The 17,310-nt window shown below is 71.4% G+C and carries 18 protein-coding genes; 10 read left to right on the top strand and 8 right to left on the bottom strand.

The window, feature by feature from the left end:
- A complete protein-coding gene (locus tag OG943_RS39380) occupies positions 1-849 on the top strand; it encodes an oxygenase MpaB family protein (RefSeq protein ID WP_328605989.1) in 849 nt (282 codons plus the stop codon).
- Here the strand turns inward: OG943_RS39380 and OG943_RS39375 are convergent.
- Positions 831-1,379: a CGNR zinc finger domain-containing protein gene (locus OG943_RS39375; RefSeq protein ID WP_328605988.1), complete on the bottom strand. Its 549-nt coding sequence runs from the start codon at positions 1,377-1,379 to the stop codon at positions 831-833. The two genes, OG943_RS39380 and OG943_RS39375, sit on opposite strands and share 19 nt — an antisense overlap.
- 54 nt (positions 1,380-1,433) lie before the next feature.
- Between OG943_RS39375 and OG943_RS39370 the strand changes: the two genes are divergently transcribed.
- From OG943_RS39370 to OG943_RS39350, 5 genes are all read left to right on the top strand, one after another.
- Positions 1,434-2,291: an alpha/beta fold hydrolase gene (locus tag OG943_RS39370; RefSeq protein WP_328605987.1), complete on the top strand. Its 858-nt coding sequence runs from the start codon at positions 1,434-1,436 to the stop codon at positions 2,289-2,291.
- An 85-nt stretch (positions 2,292-2,376) separates the two neighbouring features.
- Complete coding sequence (locus OG943_RS39365; protein ID WP_328605986.1) at positions 2,377-3,828, top strand: hypothetical protein; 1,452 nt, start codon at positions 2,377-2,379, stop codon at positions 3,826-3,828.
- Positions 3,825-4,256 (top strand): FixH family protein, encoded by a 432-nt coding sequence (locus OG943_RS39360; protein WP_328605985.1) that lies wholly within the window; start codon positions 3,825-3,827, stop codon positions 4,254-4,256. The genes OG943_RS39365 and OG943_RS39360 overlap by 4 nt, the downstream gene beginning before the upstream one ends.
- 26 nt (positions 4,257-4,282) lie before the next feature.
- A complete protein-coding gene (locus tag OG943_RS39355; protein ID WP_328605984.1) occupies positions 4,283-5,431 on the top strand; it encodes a hypothetical protein in 1,149 nt (382 codons plus the stop codon).
- Positions 5,424-5,972: a hypothetical protein gene (locus OG943_RS39350; RefSeq protein WP_328605983.1), complete on the top strand. Its 549-nt coding sequence runs from the start codon at positions 5,424-5,426 to the stop codon at positions 5,970-5,972. Before OG943_RS39355 ends, OG943_RS39350 begins: the two co-directional genes overlap by 8 nt.
- Positions 5,973-6,174: 202 nt before the next feature.
- Here the strand turns inward: OG943_RS39350 and OG943_RS39345 are convergent, their stop codons facing one another.
- Complete coding sequence (locus OG943_RS39345) at positions 6,175-6,435, bottom strand: DUF397 domain-containing protein (protein WP_328605982.1); 261 nt, start codon at positions 6,433-6,435, stop codon at positions 6,175-6,177.
- Positions 6,436-6,685: 250 nt separating this feature from the next.
- Here OG943_RS39345 and OG943_RS39340 point away from each other — a divergent pair, with 250 nt between their 5' ends.
- Complete coding sequence (locus OG943_RS39340) at positions 6,686-6,952, top strand: hypothetical protein (protein WP_328605981.1); 267 nt, start codon at positions 6,686-6,688, stop codon at positions 6,950-6,952.
- 4 nt (positions 6,953-6,956) lie between these two features.
- Positions 6,957-7,211, top strand: coding sequence for a hypothetical protein (locus OG943_RS39335; RefSeq protein ID WP_091618282.1), 255 nt, complete (start codon positions 6,957-6,959; stop codon positions 7,209-7,211).
- 59 nt (positions 7,212-7,270) lie between these two features.
- Here OG943_RS39335 and OG943_RS39330 read toward each other — a convergent pair whose 3' ends face one another.
- Together OG943_RS39330 and OG943_RS39320 are read right to left on the bottom strand one after the other, a co-directional pair.
- Positions 7,271-8,119, bottom strand: coding sequence for an SAM-dependent methyltransferase (locus OG943_RS39330; RefSeq protein ID WP_328605980.1), 849 nt, complete (start codon positions 8,117-8,119; stop codon positions 7,271-7,273).
- Positions 8,120-9,239: 1,120 nt separating this feature from the next.
- Complete coding sequence (locus OG943_RS39320) at positions 9,240-10,094, bottom strand: helix-turn-helix domain-containing protein (protein WP_091618280.1); 855 nt, start codon at positions 10,092-10,094, stop codon at positions 9,240-9,242.
- A gap of 246 nt (positions 10,095-10,340) precedes the next feature.
- Here OG943_RS39320 and OG943_RS39315 point away from each other — a divergent pair, with 246 nt between their 5' ends.
- Both OG943_RS39315 and gndA read left to right on the top strand, forming a co-directional pair.
- Positions 10,341-11,258 (top strand): MBL fold metallo-hydrolase, encoded by a 918-nt coding sequence (locus OG943_RS39315; protein ID WP_328605979.1) that lies wholly within the window; start codon positions 10,341-10,343, stop codon positions 11,256-11,258.
- A gap of 112 nt (positions 11,259-11,370) precedes the next feature.
- The gene (gene gndA / locus OG943_RS39310) at positions 11,371-12,810 is read left to right on the top strand and encodes an NADP-dependent phosphogluconate dehydrogenase (protein ID WP_328605978.1); all 1,440 of its coding nucleotides are present in this window, start codon (positions 11,371-11,373) and stop codon (positions 12,808-12,810) included.
- Between the two features lie 156 nt (positions 12,811-12,966).
- On the opposite strand, the gene OG943_RS39305 is transcribed toward gndA, so the two are convergent.
- The 4 genes from OG943_RS39305 to OG943_RS39290 all read right to left on the bottom strand — a co-directional run bounded on the left by OG943_RS39305 (position 12,967) and on the right by OG943_RS39290 (position 17,280).
- Entirely contained in the window at positions 12,967-13,698 is a 732-nt protein-coding gene (locus OG943_RS39305) for a Clp protease N-terminal domain-containing protein (RefSeq protein WP_328605977.1), read from the bottom strand.
- An 80-nt stretch (positions 13,699-13,778) separates the two neighbouring features.
- Positions 13,779-14,951, bottom strand: a complete 1,173-nt coding sequence (locus OG943_RS39300; RefSeq protein ID WP_328605976.1) for a 4-hydroxybenzoate 3-monooxygenase — start codon at positions 14,949-14,951, stop codon at positions 13,779-13,781.
- Positions 14,952-14,975: 24 nt separating this feature from the next.
- Positions 14,976-16,214, bottom strand: coding sequence for an NAD(P)/FAD-dependent oxidoreductase (locus tag OG943_RS39295; RefSeq protein ID WP_328605975.1), 1,239 nt, complete (start codon positions 16,212-16,214; stop codon positions 14,976-14,978).
- A gap of 256 nt (positions 16,215-16,470) precedes the next feature.
- Entirely contained in the window at positions 16,471-17,280 is an 810-nt protein-coding gene (locus OG943_RS39290; protein ID WP_328605974.1) for an IclR family transcriptional regulator, read from the bottom strand.
- Positions 17,281-17,310: the final 30 nt, after the last annotated feature.

The raw sequence follows: 17,310 nt of genomic DNA, 5'->3' as shown, positions 1-17,310 counted from the left end.
GTGGCGCCGCCGGTCGTGAGGGGGACCGCCGCGTGGCGGTACTTCGGCGACTTCCGTGACGTGCTGCTCGCCGGTCAGGTGCTGGTGCTGCAGGTCGCGCACCCCGTGGTCGCGGCCGGCGTGCGCGACCACTCGGACTACACCGAGGACCCGTGGACCCGGCTGATGCGGACCGGCGCCTCGCTGTCGATCTACGTCTACGGCGGCGCGGACGGCGCCCGCGTCGAGGCCGACCGGCTGCGGAAGCTGCACCGGACGTTCACCGGCCGCACCGACGACGGCCGCCGCTACAGCGCGCTCGACCCGGCCGCCTACGCCTGGGTGCACGCTACGCTGGTCAAGGTTCCCGTTGACGTACAACGATTCTTCGGCCGTCCACTGTCCACATCGGAGCTGGACGAGTACTACGCGCAGATGTGCGACATCGGCCGGACGCTCGGCGTCCGCGAGCGGGACCTGCCGCCGGACTGGGCCGCGTTCGAGGAGTACTACGCCGGGATGGTCGCGGGCTTCGAGCCGAACGACACCATCACCACGCTCCTGCACACCATCCGCACCGTCCGCAAACCCGCCCGGTGGCTGCCGGACCGCTGGTGGCGGCCGCTGCAACGGCGTCAAGCCCAAGCCCAGCTGTTCCTCCTCCGCGCGACGCTGCCACCGGAGTTCCGCGCCCGGATTGGTCTACAGTGGACCTCCAAAGACCAGCGTCGGTTCACGCGTTTCCGCCGCGTGGCAAGGATCCTGGGCGCACTCGTCCCGCCACCGCTGCGCACCGCGCACATGCGCTGGATCGGGAAGCTGAACGTCTGGCTGCGCGCGCACCCGTGGGCCTACCGGTTCCTGCCCTGAGCCCGGGCGTAGTGCGCCCGCGCCTTCGCCCGGTTCCCGCAGCGGGACATGGAGCACCACTGCCGCGTCCGGCGCGGTGACGCGTCGCGGAAACGCAGACCGCAGTCGTCCGCCGCGCAGATCCGGACGAGCGTGCCCGAGGTGACCAGCTCGACGGCGTCCGAGGCGATGGCGCCGAAGGCCGTCGCCACCCAGTCCGGCGGGGTGGCGACCTCGCGACGCAGGGCACCGTCGTCGAGGCGCAGGCGCGCGGGAGGCGGTGACACCGCGGCGTTGTTGACGATCAGCACGTCGGCCGCGCGCGGTGGCGGCGATGTGAGCAGCCGGTTGACGGCCTCGCGCAGCGCCTTCGCCGCGGTCACGTTCTCGCTGGTCACGGGCGCGCGGCCGACGGCGAAACCCGCCAGCCTCAGCCATTCGGCGAGCGCCTCCGGCGACGTCAGCAGCTCCACGTTCTCGGCGAGGTGCCGCGAGCGGAGCGTGTTGACGAGGTCGAGGCACGGCCGCCCGCCGTCGAAGACCCAGTCCATGCGGCTGATTCTAACCGTTGCCGCCGGTTAGTCGAGCGGCTACCGTCTAACCCTATGAGCCAGTTAGAATCTTCCACCGCCCAAGTCGGCGACCTCCGGATGCACTACCTCCGCGGCGGCGACGGCCCGCCGGTCTTCCTGCTGCACGGCTGGCCGCAGACGTCGCACTGCTGGCACCGCGTCGGCGGGCAGCTCGCCGAGACGCACACGGTGATCGCGCCCGACCTGCGCGGGTACGGCCGCACCGACAAACCCCTTGGCGGCTATGACAAGCGCACGATGGCCGCCGACGTCGCGGGGCTCGCGGAGCAGCTCGGCTTCGAACGGGTGGCCGTCGTCGGGCACGACCGCGGCGGGCGCGTCAGCCACCGCTGGGCGCTGGACCGCCCCGACCAGGTCGAACGCCTGGCCGTACTGGACATCGCGCCGACGCGCGAGATGTGGCGCCGCCTCGACGGCGACATCGCGAACGGCTACTGGCACTGGCTCTTCCACCTGCAGCCCGACCTGCCGGAGCTGCTCGCGGGCCAGAACATCGCCGCGTACCTGGGTTACTTCTTCGAGCGCTGGACCTTCCAGCGCCAGGGCCTGGCCGCCGACGACATCGCCGAGTACGTCCGCGCCTTCTCCGCCCCGGGAGCGCTGCGCGCCGGCTTCGACGACTACCGCGCGTCCTTCCCGCACGACGCGGACCTCGACAACGCCGACTTCGCCGCGGGCCGCCGCGTCACGCAGCCGTTGCTCGTCCTCTGGGGCAAGAACGGCCTGCTCGGCAAGCTCCCGACGCTCGACATCTGGCGCGAGTACGCCGAGCAGGTGACCGGCGTCGGCCTGGCCGAGTGCGGCCACTTCCTGCCCGAGGAACAGCCGGACGCCGTCGTCGGCCGGCTGCGCGAGTTCCTGGGTACCTAAGGGTCCCCCTCCCCCGTGTTGGGGACGGTTCTTCCCCCGCCGCCGTGACGATTCCGGGCCCGCCGCGCCGCTAGTTTCAGTTTTGATGGGGACTACAACGAGGGGGCGGCGCGCGGCGCTGCTGGGACTGCTGTGCGCACTGGGAATCGCGCTCGGCGGCGGTACCGCGCACGCCGACGGCGCGCCGGTCGGCAATGACATCCAGGTGGCGCAGACCCTCGGCGCACGCGAGCTGACCGTGATCATCCGGCGGATCGACGTGACGCCGGGGCCGCTGCACGTCGACGTCGTCACGCACGCCGGGACCACCCCGGGCACGATCCACCTGCAGGTCGCGGCCGCCGGCGTGGTCGTCTCGCGCGGCGACGTCACGCTCGGCGCGGCGCCCGGCATCTACTCCGGGACGCTGCAGGTCGACCAGCCCGGGCCATGGGAGCTGGGGCTGACCGACGCCGCCGGCGGGCCCACCGCGACGATCCCGTTTGTCATCCCGGCGCGCGTGGTGCCGCCGTGGGAGAAGGCGACGTACGGCGGCTTCGTCGCGGCGGGCGTCTTCCTGCTTCTCGCGCTCGGCGTCGCGCTTCGCTCGCGAAGGACGGCGTACGCGCTGGTACCGGCGGGCGGGATGGTCGCGGCGCTGGCCGTCGCGGTCACCGGCGCGCTGCTCTCGGCGAGCACGCCCCCGCCGCCCGCGCCCGGCAGCCAGCTGGACCCGACCGTCGACAACGTCACCGACCCGTACGCGCTGTCCCGGCTGCCGGTCACGGACTACTCGCGCCCGCCGGTCAACTTCACCGCGAAAACCCTTACCACCACCGGAAAACCGGCCGAGCTGGACCTGCGCTTCACCGACGGCTCCACCGGCCGCCCGGCCGACGACCTGGTGATCCACGACGACGCGCTGGTGCACCTGGTCGTCGTCTCGCCCTCGGGGCGGCTGTGGCACCTGCACCCGGTGCGCGTCGCGCCCGGCGAGTACCGAGTGCGGCTCGTGCCACCGGAATCCGGCACGTACGCGGTGTCCGCGGAGCTGGAACGCCGCGGCGGCGGGGTGCAGCTGGCCCGGTCCACTGTGGACATCACCGCCGTCCCCGGAGCGCCGGGCCCGGCCGCACTGCCCGCGGGGCCGGGGAAACGCGTGGTCGACGGGGTTCCCGTGGACGTCACCACCACGGCCGTCACGGCCGGCGTGCCGGTCACGGTCACCGCGCACTTCCCGGAGGGCGACCTGCAGCCGTGGCTCGGCATGCTGGGGCACCTGATCGTGGTCGGCCCGCTGCCCTCGGCCGACCGCGTGGGCGCGGCCGCGGCGACGGCGCCGACCTGGGCCCACGCGCACGCGATGCCGCCGTACGTCCCCGGGCTGACCGGGATCCCGGACGAGACCGTCGCCGCCTACGGGCCCGACGTGCCGTTCACCTACACGTTCGCCACGCCCGGCCGGTACCGGCTGTGGCTGCAGGCCGAGCGCGGCTGGTCCGTCGTCACCGTCCCGGTGGTGCTCGACGTGCCGGCCGCGGAAGGAGGGGGACAGTGACCGCCGAAATCCCAGCGGTGCCAAGCCAAAGACGTCGTCCGGTGGTGCTGATCGCCGTGGTCGTCGTGGTGGCGGCCGTGCTGCTCGGCTGGCTGCTCTGGGGCGGTGGCGGCGCGAGCGGCCCGACGGTGCAACGCTCGACGTCCGGGCCGTACACCGTGCAGCTGTCCACGGACTCGCCGCGCGTCGGCGGCAACACGTTCGCCTTCGACGTCACCGGCGCGGCGCCCGAGGGCGTCACCGTGGAGCCGGTGATGCCGCAGATGGGCCACGCGATCACGCCGGTGCCCGCGACGGCCGACGGCCCCGGCCGCTTCCGCGCCGCCGACGTCGGCCTGCCGATGTCCGGGCAGTGGGAGATCACGGTCTCCCTGCGCGGGCCCGCCGGCGCCGCCCAGGTCGTTTTTCCCGTGTTGGTCAACCAGTAGGTCAACCAGTAAAGGAGGGGACGGGGATGGATCTCACCGCGTCGGGGGCCCGAGTGGCCGTCACGACAAGAAGGGCACGCCCGGGGCTCGTGCCCGCGAGCACCGTGCTCGGGGGCTCGGTGATCTCGATGATCGGGCTCACCTGGGACGTGCAGTGGCACAGCGACGTCGGCCCGGACACGTTTTTCACGCTGCCACACCTGTTCCTGTACGCGGGCAGCGCGATCGTCGGGCTGGCCAGCCTCGCCGTGGTGCTGCTGACCACGGCGGCCCAGCGCGCCGGACGGCCGGTGGACCCGCGGATCGGCGGGCGCGCCGTCAACGTGTTCGGCCGGACGTTCGCCGCGCCGGCCGGCTACCTCGTGTCCGGCGTCGGCGCCGCGGCCTTCCTGCTCTACGGGCTGTGGGACCAGTGGTGGCACGGGTTGTACGGCTTCGACGCCGTGATCGACTCGCCGCCGCACATCGGGCTGCTGCTCTCGATCACGCTGTCGATCATCGGCACCACCATGGTCTTCGCCGCGGCGCGGGAGCACCGCTGGGGCCGGGCCGGGGTGTTCGGCTCGCTGGCCGTGCTGATCGCGTTCAGCGCGGTCACGGTGCTGGGGCTGCAGCAGGTCAACATCGAGCCGGTGTCGGCCACGTCGGTGGGCACGGCGCTGCTCGCGGTGCTGATGGTCACCGCGGGCGCGAGCTTCCAGCGCCGTCCGGGCGGCGCGGTGGCGACGGCCGCGATCCTCGCCGTGATCCAGGCCCTGTTCTGGTGGTTCTCGCCCTGGGCGGCGCGGGCGTACGCGGACCTCGTCGGGCTGCCGGTGCGCGACTACGTGAGCGGCGTGCCGGACATGCCCGCGCTGATGCCGATGCTGCTGCTGCCGGTGGCCGCGGTGCTGGAGCTGTTGTTCGTCCTGTCGCGGCAGCGGAGCTGGCAGCCGGGCCGGGTGTCGGTGGTGGCCGGCGGGATCGGCGGGCTGCTGATCGGGCTGAGCATGCCGTTGCAGGACGTCTGGATCTATTCGCTCCGGGTCGTCGACCTGCCGACGGTGCTGGCCACCGGGTTCGTGGCGGGCGCGCTGGGGCTGCTCGGCGGGTTCGCCGGGTGGCGGTTCGGCGGGATGCTGCGGCTGCTGGCCCCCGCCTCGCGTAACTCGCCTAAGGAGAACACCGATGCGTAAGACCTTGCTGGCGTTGTGCGCCGTGGTGGGACTGCTGTTCATCTCCGCCGCGCCCGCGAACGCGTACGAACCGGTCAACATCGTCCACACCGAGCGGGTGCAGGCCGGGCCGTACGGGCTGACCATCGGCTTCTCGACGTGGCCGCTGCGCGCGATGCAGTCGCTGGACTTCACCTTCATCCCGGACGGCGGCATCGGCACCAAGACCGGCACGCTCTCCATGTTCAACCCGGAGAGCAACCACTTCACCCGGCCCCAGCCACTGGCCCGCCACCCGCGCAAGCGCGACGTGTGGGGCCTGGACATCCGGTCGCTGGCGGCGGAGGGCGCGTGGACGTTCAAGTTCGCCGTCGACGGGCCGCAGGGCCAGGGCGTCGGGGAGCTGAAGAACCTGACCGTGCTGGAACAGCCGGGCCCGCCGATGGGCCTCAGCTGGGCGATCAGCACCCTGCCGCTGATCGTGCTGGTGGTACTGGTGGTCCTCGCCTGGCGGCGCACCCGGTCCCGCCTCCGCGGCGGCGGGATCCCGGCCGCCGCCTGAAGGGCAGCCGGGCCGCCATCACCCGGCCCGGCTGCCCCTGAAGGCCACCTTGAGGGCATCTACGACCCTGAAGGTGGCCTTCAGGGCGTTGAACGAGAGCAGCCGCACAGAGCAGGCCACATCAGGCGCGATCGCCACCCTGGGTCAACGGGGCTCACCCCATCGAGTGACATTTGGTGAAGGTCTCACGAGGTGGCCGAATTCAGGTGCTGGGCGGCAGGTCGAACTGTCCCGCTTTCACCGCCACCAGGAAGGCCTCCCACTCGCCCGCGTCGAAGACCAGCACCGGGCTCTGCGTGAGCTTGGTGTCGCGGACGCCGACCAAGCCGTTGCGGCCCAGGTTGATCTCGACGCAGTTGCCGCCGTTGGGCTCGCTGGCGAACGACTTCTCCCAGGCGGCGTCCTCGAACAGCGACTTTGTGGTGTTCGGGTCGTAATCCGGGGACGACGGATAATCCGCCATGGGTCGTACCTCCGAGTCTTCGGCCACGGCGTGCGGTCGCGGCGCACGTCCCCGGCTTCTTTCTGTCACTACGGAGCAAACCGCAGGGCCAAGCGGGTGATCAACTCGGCCCGATCTCGACATGAAGATTATTCCAGGAGTAGGATTAATCGTACCGATCGGGGCAGTGATGGTGGGTGAATGGCTTGCTGCATTCGGCCCAACCCTCATCGACAACCGGCCAACTCGCGGACCTCGGGAGAGGGACAGAGTGCTCATCCAAGACGACATGACGGCGAAACTGCTGGTGACCGGCAGGCTCGCGCCCGGCACCACGGGCGAATCCCGCCGCGTCACGCATGTCTTCGAGGTGGACGCCGGGAGTTCCGGCGCCCGGGTGCTCGCGCGGTGCGGGGAGAAGCTTCTCCCCGCCGACGTGGAGTGGGTGGCGCCGGGCACGGGAATGCCGTGCGAGCGCTGCCTCGGTCTGACCGGTGCTGACCAGCCCCGGTACCCGCAACCCGAACTGGGGGTGTGATCCCATGGCCGTCCGGCTCACCACGCTCTTTCGCCGTGAGGACGAACACACTCGCGTCCGGCGTGGGATCGGTCACGAACTGCGCAGCCGCTTCGGTCGCAGCCTGATCCAGGCGCCGCTGCGCACGCCCATGCGATGGGACACCGACGTCGACCTGCCCACGCCGCGCCAGCCGGACCTGGTCCGCGCGACGCGACCGCTCGAAGCGAGGGTCGACCTGACCCCGCTGCTGCACGGCCTGGGCTCGTCCCGGGTCTGACTTTCCACCGCTCCCACCACACACGCGCCCCGGGCCACTTCCCCGGGGCGCGCCTGTATTCAGGGCTTGCGCCCCATCGCACCGAGGGCACCGCTGAAGGACGGGTCGTCCGCGATCCGGTTGATCAGCCTCTCCGCGGCCTCGTCCGGGTGCCAGTCCGGAACCCAGGTGATGCCGGGCTTGACCAGCTCCAGCCCCTCGAAGAACTCCGCGAACTCCTCGCGGGTGCGGTGGTGGAACGGCGTGCTGGACTGCTTGTACTGCTCCTGGATCTCGTCCCGGCTCTCCCCGTCGGGCGCCTTGACACCGTCGTTCGTCAGGTGCGAAGCGAGGAAGTACGACCCGGACGGGACCAGCGACAGGTACTTGCGCACGATCTCGAGCGCGCCCTCTTCCGGGCCGACGAAGTACAGGACGCCGCACATGATCAGCCCGATCGGCCGCTTCGGGTCGAGCACGCCGGTGTCCAGCGCCCGCGGCCAGATGTCGCCCGGGTACCGCAGGTCGCCGTGGATCACCGCGTGCCGGTCGGCGACGCCCTCGCGCTCCAGCAGGATCTGCGAGTGCGCGACGGCGACGGGCTCGTTGTCGACGTACACGCAGCGCGCGTTGGGGTTCACCGACACGGCGATCTCGTGCACGTTGCCGACGGTCGGCACCCCCGACCCGAGGTCGAGGAACTGGTCGATGCCCTGGTTCGCCATGTACTGCACCCCGCGCCCGAGGAACTGGCGGCCGAGCTTCGCGATGCTCTTGATCGTCGGGAACGTCTTGACGGCCCGCTCGCCGAACTCGCGGTCGATCGCCCAGTTCGCCGTGCCGCCGAGGAACCAGTCGTAGATCCGGGCCGCGTTGGGCCGTTCGAGGTCGACGCCCTCGGGGGCTTCGGGGTCCGGTACCTGCGTCATCAGCTGTTCTCCCTTTCGCCCGGGGCGCGTGTGGGGTACCAGTCTGCCGACCGGCCCCCGTACGGGTGACATCCGGGGCGGGGAAAAGGGTGCGGCACATCACTCCGCCGCCCACTACCTTGCCGGGAATGCGCTTTCTCTTCACCTTCGCCGGCGGCCGTGGGCACTTCGACCCGATGGCGCCCGTCGCGCGGGCCGTGGCGGCGGCCGGGCACGCCGTGGCCGTCGCGGGGGCGGGGCGGGAGGTCCCGGCGATCGAACGGGCCGGGTTCACGGCGATCGCCACGAGTCCCGTCCCGGACGTGGACCCGGGCGCGCCGGTCCGGGTGCCGCTGCCGCCCGTCGACCCGGCGCGGGACGACTGGGAGCTGAAGGAGCTGTTCGCGCGGCGGGGCGGCCGGGCGCGCGCGGGCGCCCTGCTGGACATCGCCCGCGAGTGGCGGCCGGACGTCGTGGTGCGGGACGAGGCGGACTTCGGCTCCGCCATCGCGGCCGAGCGGCTCGGCCTGCCCTGCGCGACGGTGCTCGTCCTGGCGGCCGGCGCCTTCCTGCGCCGCGAGCTCGTCGCCGAGCCGCTGCACGAGCTGCGGGCCGAGCACGGCCTGCCGCCGGACCCGGCGCTGACGATGCTCGACGGCGACCTCGTCCTGTCGTCCTTCCCGCCGGGCCTGCGCGACCGCGGGACGGCGTTCCTCTTCCGGCCGGGCCCGCCGCTGGCACCGCGCCCGGCGCACGAGCCGCCGGGGGTCTACTTCACGCTCGGCACGAACTTCAACCTCGAATCCGGCGACCTGTTCGAACGCGGCATCGCCGGGCTGGCCCAGCTGGACGCGAGGGTGACGGTGACCGTCGGCGCCCAGATCGACCCGGCCGTCTTCGGACCGCAGCCGGGCCACGTGCGCGTCGAACGCTTTGTGCCCCAAGCCGAACTGCTGCCGGACACCGACCTCGTCGTCTCACACGGCGAAGGCACTGGACCCCGAACGGGCCACGCCAGCCGAGATCCGCGACGCGGCGGTGGAACTGCTCGCGTCCCCGCGCGCGGCCGTTCTCAAGCTTCAGGCGGAGATCAACGCGCTGCCCGGGCCGGAAGCGGCCGTGCCGATCCTGGAACGGCTCGTCACTGCATCTGCGCCCGGTACCCCTCGGCCAGCTCCTTGAGGAACTGCCGGGTCTCCTGCCGCTCCAGCGCGGCGCCGCGCAGGCGGTCCCAGGAGTCGACGAAGATGTTGAAGTCCTTGACGTCGTCGAGGTACAGCCCGCCGGCCGAGTGCTCGATGTAGACGAAGTCACGGGTGCGGTCCGGGAAGCGCATGATCGTGAAGTCGTTGGGCACGGCCGCGAGCCGGGCGCCGAACGGCAGCACGTGCACGTACACCCGCGGGTGCCGGTCGAGCGCGAGCAGGTGCTCCACCTGGTCCAGCATCACCGCGGGCGCGAAGCCGCCGGGGGCCCGCCGCAGCGCGCCCTCGCTGATGATGAACCGGTAGTACGGCGGCTGCTGCTGCTCGAACACGGCCTTGCGGTCGAGCCGGTTGCGCACCAGCGCCGTGACGTCCGTGGCGCCCGCCTCGGTGAACTGCTTGAGCATGTAGTGCTCGGACTGCAGCGGCCCCGGCACGCGCTCGCCGTGCCAGGTGAGGATCTCCGCGGCGGCGGGCTCCAGGTCCGTGAAGGTCCGGAACCAGTGCGGCACCACGGACCGGTAGCCCGACCAATGGCCGCGCTGCCCGGCGGCGGCCCGCGCCAGGTTCATCAGGGTGTCGGCCTCTTCGCCGTTGATCCCGAACGCGTTCAGCATGGAGCGCACATCCCCGAGCTTGACACCGACGGCACCGGACTCGATCTTGTTGACCTTGCCCTGGGTGCAGCCGAGAACCTCGGCGACTTGCTGCTGTGTCATCCGCGCGGCGTTGCGGGCATGCCGGAGCTCGTTGCCGAGCTGCTTCCGGCGCGAGGTGACGGTGCTCGCCATCAGCCTTGCTCTCCCGGACCACTAAATCGCCGGCAGCTGCCCTGAAGCCCCGCCGGCGCACGAACGTTCGAACCACCCAGGTTAGTACTTGACCCAACGGGGTTCGATGATGACACTGCGCAGCGTTCCAGGAAATGACGGGAAACGCCAGTCACCCCCGTTGTCACTTGTTGTCACTCGGCCGGACCAGCCGTTAGCCGACAATCCGGACCTCGCCGTTGCTCCGAATAGGGCATAGTCGACCGCATGATCGATCGCTCCCCCAGCGCGGCCGGCGTCGAACGCCTGGCCGATGGCGTCTTCGGCTACGTGCAGCCCGACGGCTCCTGGTTCATCAACAACTGCGGCTTCGTCGACGCGGGCGACCACACCGTCCTGATCGACACCTGCTCCACGGAACGCCGCACCCGCGCGCTGCTGGAGACGGTCACCGCGGCGACCGGTCCGGTCACGACGCTGATCAACACCCACCACCACGGCGACCACACCAACGGCAACTACCTCGTCGAGGGCGCCACCATCGTCGGCCAGCGCAAGACGCGCGACGTGATGCTCGCCGAGGGCATCCAGCTGTACGAGAGCATCTTCCCCGGCAACGACTGGGGCCACCTGGAGCTGCGCGCGCCGGAGGTCGTCTTCGAGGACCGGCTGACCGTGTACGCCGGCGAGACCCGCATCGAGCTGATCCACTCCGGCCACGCCGCGCACACCACCAACGACGTGCTCGCCTGGCTGCCCGAGCAGCGCGTGCTCTATGCCGGCGACCTGGTGTTCAACGGCGGCAGCCCGTTCGCGCTGATGGGCTCGGTCGCGGGCTGGCGCGCCTCGCTCGACGTGATCCGCGAGCTGGAGCCGGCCGTGATCCTGCCCGGCCACGGCCCGGCGTGCGGGCTGGACGTGGTGGACACCGTGGACGCGTACCTGGGTTTCGTGCAGGACACGGCGTCGCGGGGCAAGGCGGCCAAGCTGTCGCCGCTGGAGCTGGCGAAGGAGACGGACCTCGGCGCGTTCGAGAAGCTGTCCGAGCAGGAGCGGCTGGCCGGCAACCTCCACCGCGCGTACGCCGAACTGGACGGCGCCGAGTGGGGCGCGCCGCTCGACCTCGGCGCGGCCATCACCGACATGGTCGCCTACAACGGGGCGCCGATCCGCTGCTTCTCCTGAATCGATCCGCCCCCAGATCATTCCCGCTTGGCAGGTGAGTGTTCTCTCGGGCGTCACGGGCGGGCGCGCGGACTAGTGTCGTACTCCGGCAGAGACTTCGGAAAGGGTTCGGATGAGCAAGAAGGCGAGCATCGGGGTCACCGGCCTGGCGGTCATGGGCCGCAACCTGGCCAGGAACCTCGCCCGGCACGGGCACACGGTCGCCCTGCACAACCGCTCGGAGGAGCGCACCCGCTCGCTCGTGGAGCAGTTCGGCGACGAGGGCGACTTCATCCCCGCGTACTCCGCGCAGCAGTTCGTCGACGCACTCGAACGGCCGCGGCAGATCGTGATCATGGTCAAGGCGGGCGGGCCCACCGACGCCGTCATCGAGGAGTTCGCGCCGCTGCTGGAGCCGGGCGACGTGATCGTCGACGCCGGCAACGCGCACTTCGCCGACACCCGCCGCCGCGAGCAGGCGCTGCGCGAGCGCGGGCTGCACTTCGTCGGCACCGGCGTCTCCGGCGGCGAGGAGGGCGCGCTCAACGGCCCGAGCATCATGCCCGGCGGCTCCAAGGAGTCGTACGAGTCGCTCGGCCCGCTGTTCGAGGACATCTCCGCGAAGGTCGACGGCGAGCCCTGCTGCACCCACATCGGCGCCGACGGCGCGGGCCACTTCGTGAAGATGGTGCACAACGGCATCGAGTACGCCGACATGCAGCTGATCGCCGAGTCGTTCGACCTGCTGCGCGGCGCCGCGGGCTACGGGCCGGCCGAGATCGCCGACGTGTTCAAGACCTGGAACACCGGCCGGCTCGACTCCTACCTGATCGAGATCACCGCGGACGTGCTCAAGCACGTGGACAGCGCCACCGGCAAGCCGTTCGTCGACGTCGTCGAGGACGCCGCCGAGCAGAAGGGCACCGGCCGCTGGACCGTCCAGATCGGACTCGACCTCGGGGTGCCGATCAGCGGGATCGCCGAAGCCGTGTTCGCCCGCTCGCTCTCGGGCTCGAAGCCGCTGCGCTCGGCGGCCCGTGGTCTCGGCGGGCCTTCGCGTACGCCGCTGACCGGCGCCGCGCTGGAGACTTTCGCGGACGACGTCGAGCAGGCGCTGTACGCGTCCAAGGTCGTCGCGTACGCCCAGGGCTTCAACCAGATCCAGGCCGGCGCGAGCGAGTACGGCTGGGACATCGACCTCGGCCGCGTCGCCTCCATCTGGCGTGGCGGCTGCATCATCCGGGCGAAGTTCCTCAACGACATCACCGCGGCCTACGCCGACGAGCCGGGCCTGCCGACCCTGCTCACCTCCGGCGGCTTCCGCAAGGCCGTCGAGGACGCCCAGGACTCCTGGCGCTCGGTCATCTCCACCGCCGTCCAGCTCGGCATCCCGACGCCGGGCTTCTCCACCGCACTGGCCTACTACGACGGCCTGCGCGCCGACCGCCTGCCGGCCGCGCTGGTCCAGGGCCAGCGTGACTACTTCGGCGCGCACACCTACCGCCGGGTGGACCGCGAAGGCTCGTTCCACACGGCCTGGGCCACCGAGGACCGGACCGAGTCCCCGGCCTGATCAAGACGAAGTCCGTCAAGGCCTCCTTACCCGCGTCCGACGCGGGTAAGGAGGCCTTGACGGCATTTCCGGGCTTTCCGGGCCGAGTCCCTGAAGGCCACCATGAGGGTCGGATATGCCCTCATGGTGGCCTTCAGGGCATCCGCCGGGAGCGGGTTACAGCTGCCGGGCGGCCACGATCTCGGCGAGAGCTTCCTTGATCTTCGCCTCCGCCGGCTCCTTCGTGACGCCGAGGCCGGAGAGCACCTCGTAACCCGCGCCCTCGCCCTGTTCCAGCAGGGCCAGGAGGATGTGCTCGGTGCCGATGTAGTTGTGCCCGAGGCGCAGTCCTTCCCGCAGGGTCAGCTCCAGCGCCTTCTTCCCCGCCGCGGTGAACGGCATCGGGTCCGGCGCGTCGTCCACCGGCTCGGGCAGCCGGGCCTCGGCCGCCTCGCGGACGGCGTCGAGCGAGACGCCCTGGAACACGATCACCCCCGCCGCCAGCGCGGCCGGCTCGGAAAGCAGGCCCAGCACCAGGTGCGCGGTGTCGATGCCGGGGCTCTTGGCCTGGATCGCCGCCTGCTGGGCCGCGACGATCACGTGCCGCGCGCGGTCGGTGTAGCGGCCGTAGAGCCGTTGGATCATCCCCCCTGGATCGCCGCCGGGATCGACCTTCGGCACGAACCGCTTCTGCACCGCTTGTTTGGAAACGCCCATGCTGGCGCCGATTTCGGTCCAGGACGCGCCGGACCGGCGGGCCTGGTCGACGAAGTGGCCGATCAGGTGATCGGCGAGTTCACCGAGGTGCTCGCCGAGGTAAACGGCGTCGGACAGCTGCCCGAGCGCGTCGTGGTCCTGGTTGGACTTGATGGCGGTGATGAGGTCGTCGAGCTTCACCGGGTAGGTCATGCCGTCAACTGTAGGTTGACGATCCGGCGTCGTCAACCCTGGGTTGACGGTCGCCGCCCTCGAAACGGCCAAACAGACCGCTAGGCGAACGGAAGCCCGACGTAGTTCTCGGCCAAGCTGGTCGCCGCCGCCCTCGACGTGGCGGTGTAGCGCAGCTGCGAGAGCTGCAGCCGGCGGGCGAAGGGGTCCGCGTGCGGGTCGGTGTGCAGCATCGTGGTCATGAACCAGGAGAAGTGCTCCGCCCGCCACACGCGACGCAGGCAAGTGTCCGAATAGGACTCCGTGAGCGAGGCGTCTCCCTTGGACAGCGCGACAAGCGCGCGGGAGAGCACCCGGACGTCGGCCACCGCGAGGTTCATGCCCTTGGCGCCGGTCGGCGGCACGATGTGCGCGGCGTCGCCCGCGAGGAACAGCCGGCCGTGGCGCATCGGCTCGGCGACGAAGCTGCGCATCGGCGTGATGCCCTTGTCCAGGATCGGGCCTTCGCGCAGGGTGAACTCGCCGTCGACGGCGAGGCGCTCGGCCAGCTCGGACCAGATCCGGTCGTCGGACCAGGCGGCCAGGTCCTCGGCCGGGTCCACCTGCAGGTACAGCCGCGTGATCTCCGGCGAACGCATGCTGTGCAGCGCGAACCCGCGCTCGTGGTGGGTGTAGATCAGCTCCTCGTGCGAGGGCGGCGTCTTCGCCAGCACGCCGAGCCACGCGAAGGGGTACTCACGCTCGAAGAAGCTCAGCACACCGTCCGGAATGGACGGACGAGCGACGCCGTGGAACCCGTCGCAGCCCGCGATCGCCATACACTCCAGGGTTTGCAGTGAGCCCGACGCGTCACGGTAGCGAACCACCGGCCGTTCCGTGTCCACATCAGACAGCGAGACGTCGGATACCTCGAAGTGCAGGGGCAGCCCGCGCTCCTCGTGTGCGTCCACGAGGTCCTTGACGATCTCCTGCTGGCCGTACACCGTGATCGCCCGGCCGGTCAGCTCGGTCAGCGCGATGCGGTGGTCGGCGCCGTCGAAGCGCAGGGAAAAACCTTCGTGCGGCAGGCCCTCCCGCGCCAGCCGGTCGCCGAGCCCGATCTCGGTGAGCAGCTCCACCGTCGGCTGCTCGCACACCCCCGCGCGCACCCGCTGCCGCACGTACTCGCGGTCGCGGGCCTCCAGCACCACTGCGTCGACCCCGGCCTGGTGGAGCAGGTAGGACAGCAGCAGTCCGGCGGGGCCGGCGCCGATCACGGCGACCTGGGTGCGCAACGGGGGTACCTCCGAGGTGGGGTCTCAAGCCGCGGAGCGCGACTTCACATGGGCTTTCAGGTCGAACGCGCTGGCCTTCAGATCCACATAGGACGGACGCTGCTCGGCGGTGAACAGCCGCCGGGCGGCGATGTGGTCGGCGGGCCGGTTCACCGACTCGACCGCGATGAGCACGCCGTCGCGGAACGACAGCACGGAGAACTTGCCCTCGGTGATGTCGCCGGTGACCACGGTCTGGTCGGCGTTCACCAGGATGCCGACGATCTGCAGCTTCGCGGAGGTCTGGTCGGTCCAGAACCACGGCAGGCTGTCGTACGGCGCGGAACCGCCGGTGATCGAAGCGGCGACGGAACGGGCCTGGTCCACGGCGTTCTGCACGGACTCCAGCCGGGTCGCGGAGCCGGCCTGCACACACGGGAAGTTGGCGCAGTCGCCGATCGCGAAGATCTTCGGGTCCTCGGTGCGCAGGTGCTCGTCGACGACCACGCCGTTGGTCACGGGCAGCCCGGCGGCCGCGGCCAGCCCGGTCTCCGGCACCACGCCCACGGCGACCACCACCAGGTCGGCGGGCAGCCGCCGGCCGTCGGACAGCTCCACCGACTCGACCCGGCCCTCGCCGTGCAGCGCGGTGACGCCGGTGCCGAGCAGCACGGTGTGCCCGGCGTCGCGGTGCAGCCGGGCGAAGAACTCCGACACCTCGGGCGAAGCCACGCGCGCCAACAGCCGGTCCTGCGCCTCGACGACCGTCACCGGCCGCCCGGCGTGCGACGCGAACTCCAGCCCGATGAACCCGCCGCCGATGACCACGACGTCACGGGCGCCCTCCAGCTCGCTGCGCAGCCGGTCGGCGTCTTCCCGGGTGCGGAGCATGAGCACGCCGTCGAGGTCCGCGCCGGGCACGGGCAGCGTCCGGTTGCGCGCGCCGGTGGCCAGCACGAGGTGGTCGTAGTTGAGCTTCGAACCGTCTTCGAGCACGGCCTGCGCCGCGCCCCGGTCGAGCGAGCTCACGCGGCCGGCCACGAGCTGGATGTCCTTCTCGGCGAAGAAGTCCTCCGGCCGCAGCCGCAGCGCCTCGTCGCCCGCCGTGCCCTTCAGGTACGCCTTCGACAACGGAGGTCGCTGGTACGGCACCCCCGGCTCGTCCCCGACCAGGACCACGCGGCCGGCGAACCCCTTGTCACGCAAGGACGCCACGGCCTGGAAGCCACTCTGCCCGCCTCCGACCACCAGCACGGTCTCGGATCCGGTACCCACGGTGCTCATCGCTGCTCCTCCGGCAAGCGCACGACCGGACCGCCGGTCACCTCGGTCGCCGGTAACGGACACGACAGCCTGCTGGTGGCCTCCCGCGGGCTGGCCATGCAGTCCAACTTCTCCCCTTCATCTGAGCACAACGACCCAAGATCGTCGAGGCGCTCGGCGTCCGGCGCCGACGTGACGGGACGCACACCACCTCCGCGGCCTGGGTTTCCCCGTCAGACTGCGGGATCCGGGTGGCCCGGCGCGTGCGTACTTCCACTCAGTGGAAGCCTTCATGAGTCTCGCGATGGGCGTCTTCGGAAAGCCGCAGTGCGCGCGGGGCGCCCAGCACCCGCGAGATCCCGCGCGCCGCGGCCCGCACGGCGGGGACCAGCGTGCGAGGGTCCGTCCCCTCCGCCGGCACGACCACGGAGACCGCGGCGACGACGGTGTCGTCCGGTCCGTGCACCGGGGCGCCGACCGACAGCGCGATCAGCTCGATCTGGCCGTCGCTGACCGCGTAACCCTCGCGGCGCACGTCGGCGAGCACACGGCGAAGCCGTTCGGACGAGGTGATGGTCCGGTCCGTGAACCGTTTGAGCGGGCGGGCGAGGATCTGTTCCTGGACGTCGGCGGGCGCGTGGGCCAGCAGCACCAGCCCCACCGCCGTCGCGTGGACCGGCAGCCGGCCGCCGACGCGGGAGATCACGTTCACCGCGTGCCGGCCGGAGAGGCGTTCGATGTACACGACCTCGGCGCCGTCGAGCACGGCCAGCTGCACGTTCTGGTGCGTGGCCTCGTAGAGGTCCTCCAGGAACGGCATCGCGCTCTCCCGCAGCTGCGCCCCATGCGGCGCGAGGGAGGCCACTTCCCACAGCCAAAGCCCGACGCGGAACTTCCCGTCGCCGTCCCGCTGCAGCGCCCCGCGGCCCACCAGCTCCGCCGCGAGCCGGTGCGTGGTCGACAGCGGCAGCCCGGTGCGCCGGCTCAGCTCGGACAGCGTGAGCACGGGGCGCTCGGAGGTGAACGCGCCCAGCACGTCCAGCACCCGCCCCGCCACCGACGGCGGCCGCCGCGCGTTGTGCCGCATGGGGGCCAGTCAAGCGCATCGAGCGGGATC

The organism is Amycolatopsis sp. NBC_00345 (assembly GCF_036116635.1).
Lineage (GTDB): Bacteria > Actinomycetota > Actinomycetes > Mycobacteriales > Pseudonocardiaceae > Amycolatopsis.
This window is presented reverse-complemented; position numbering and strand designations above follow the sequence as displayed.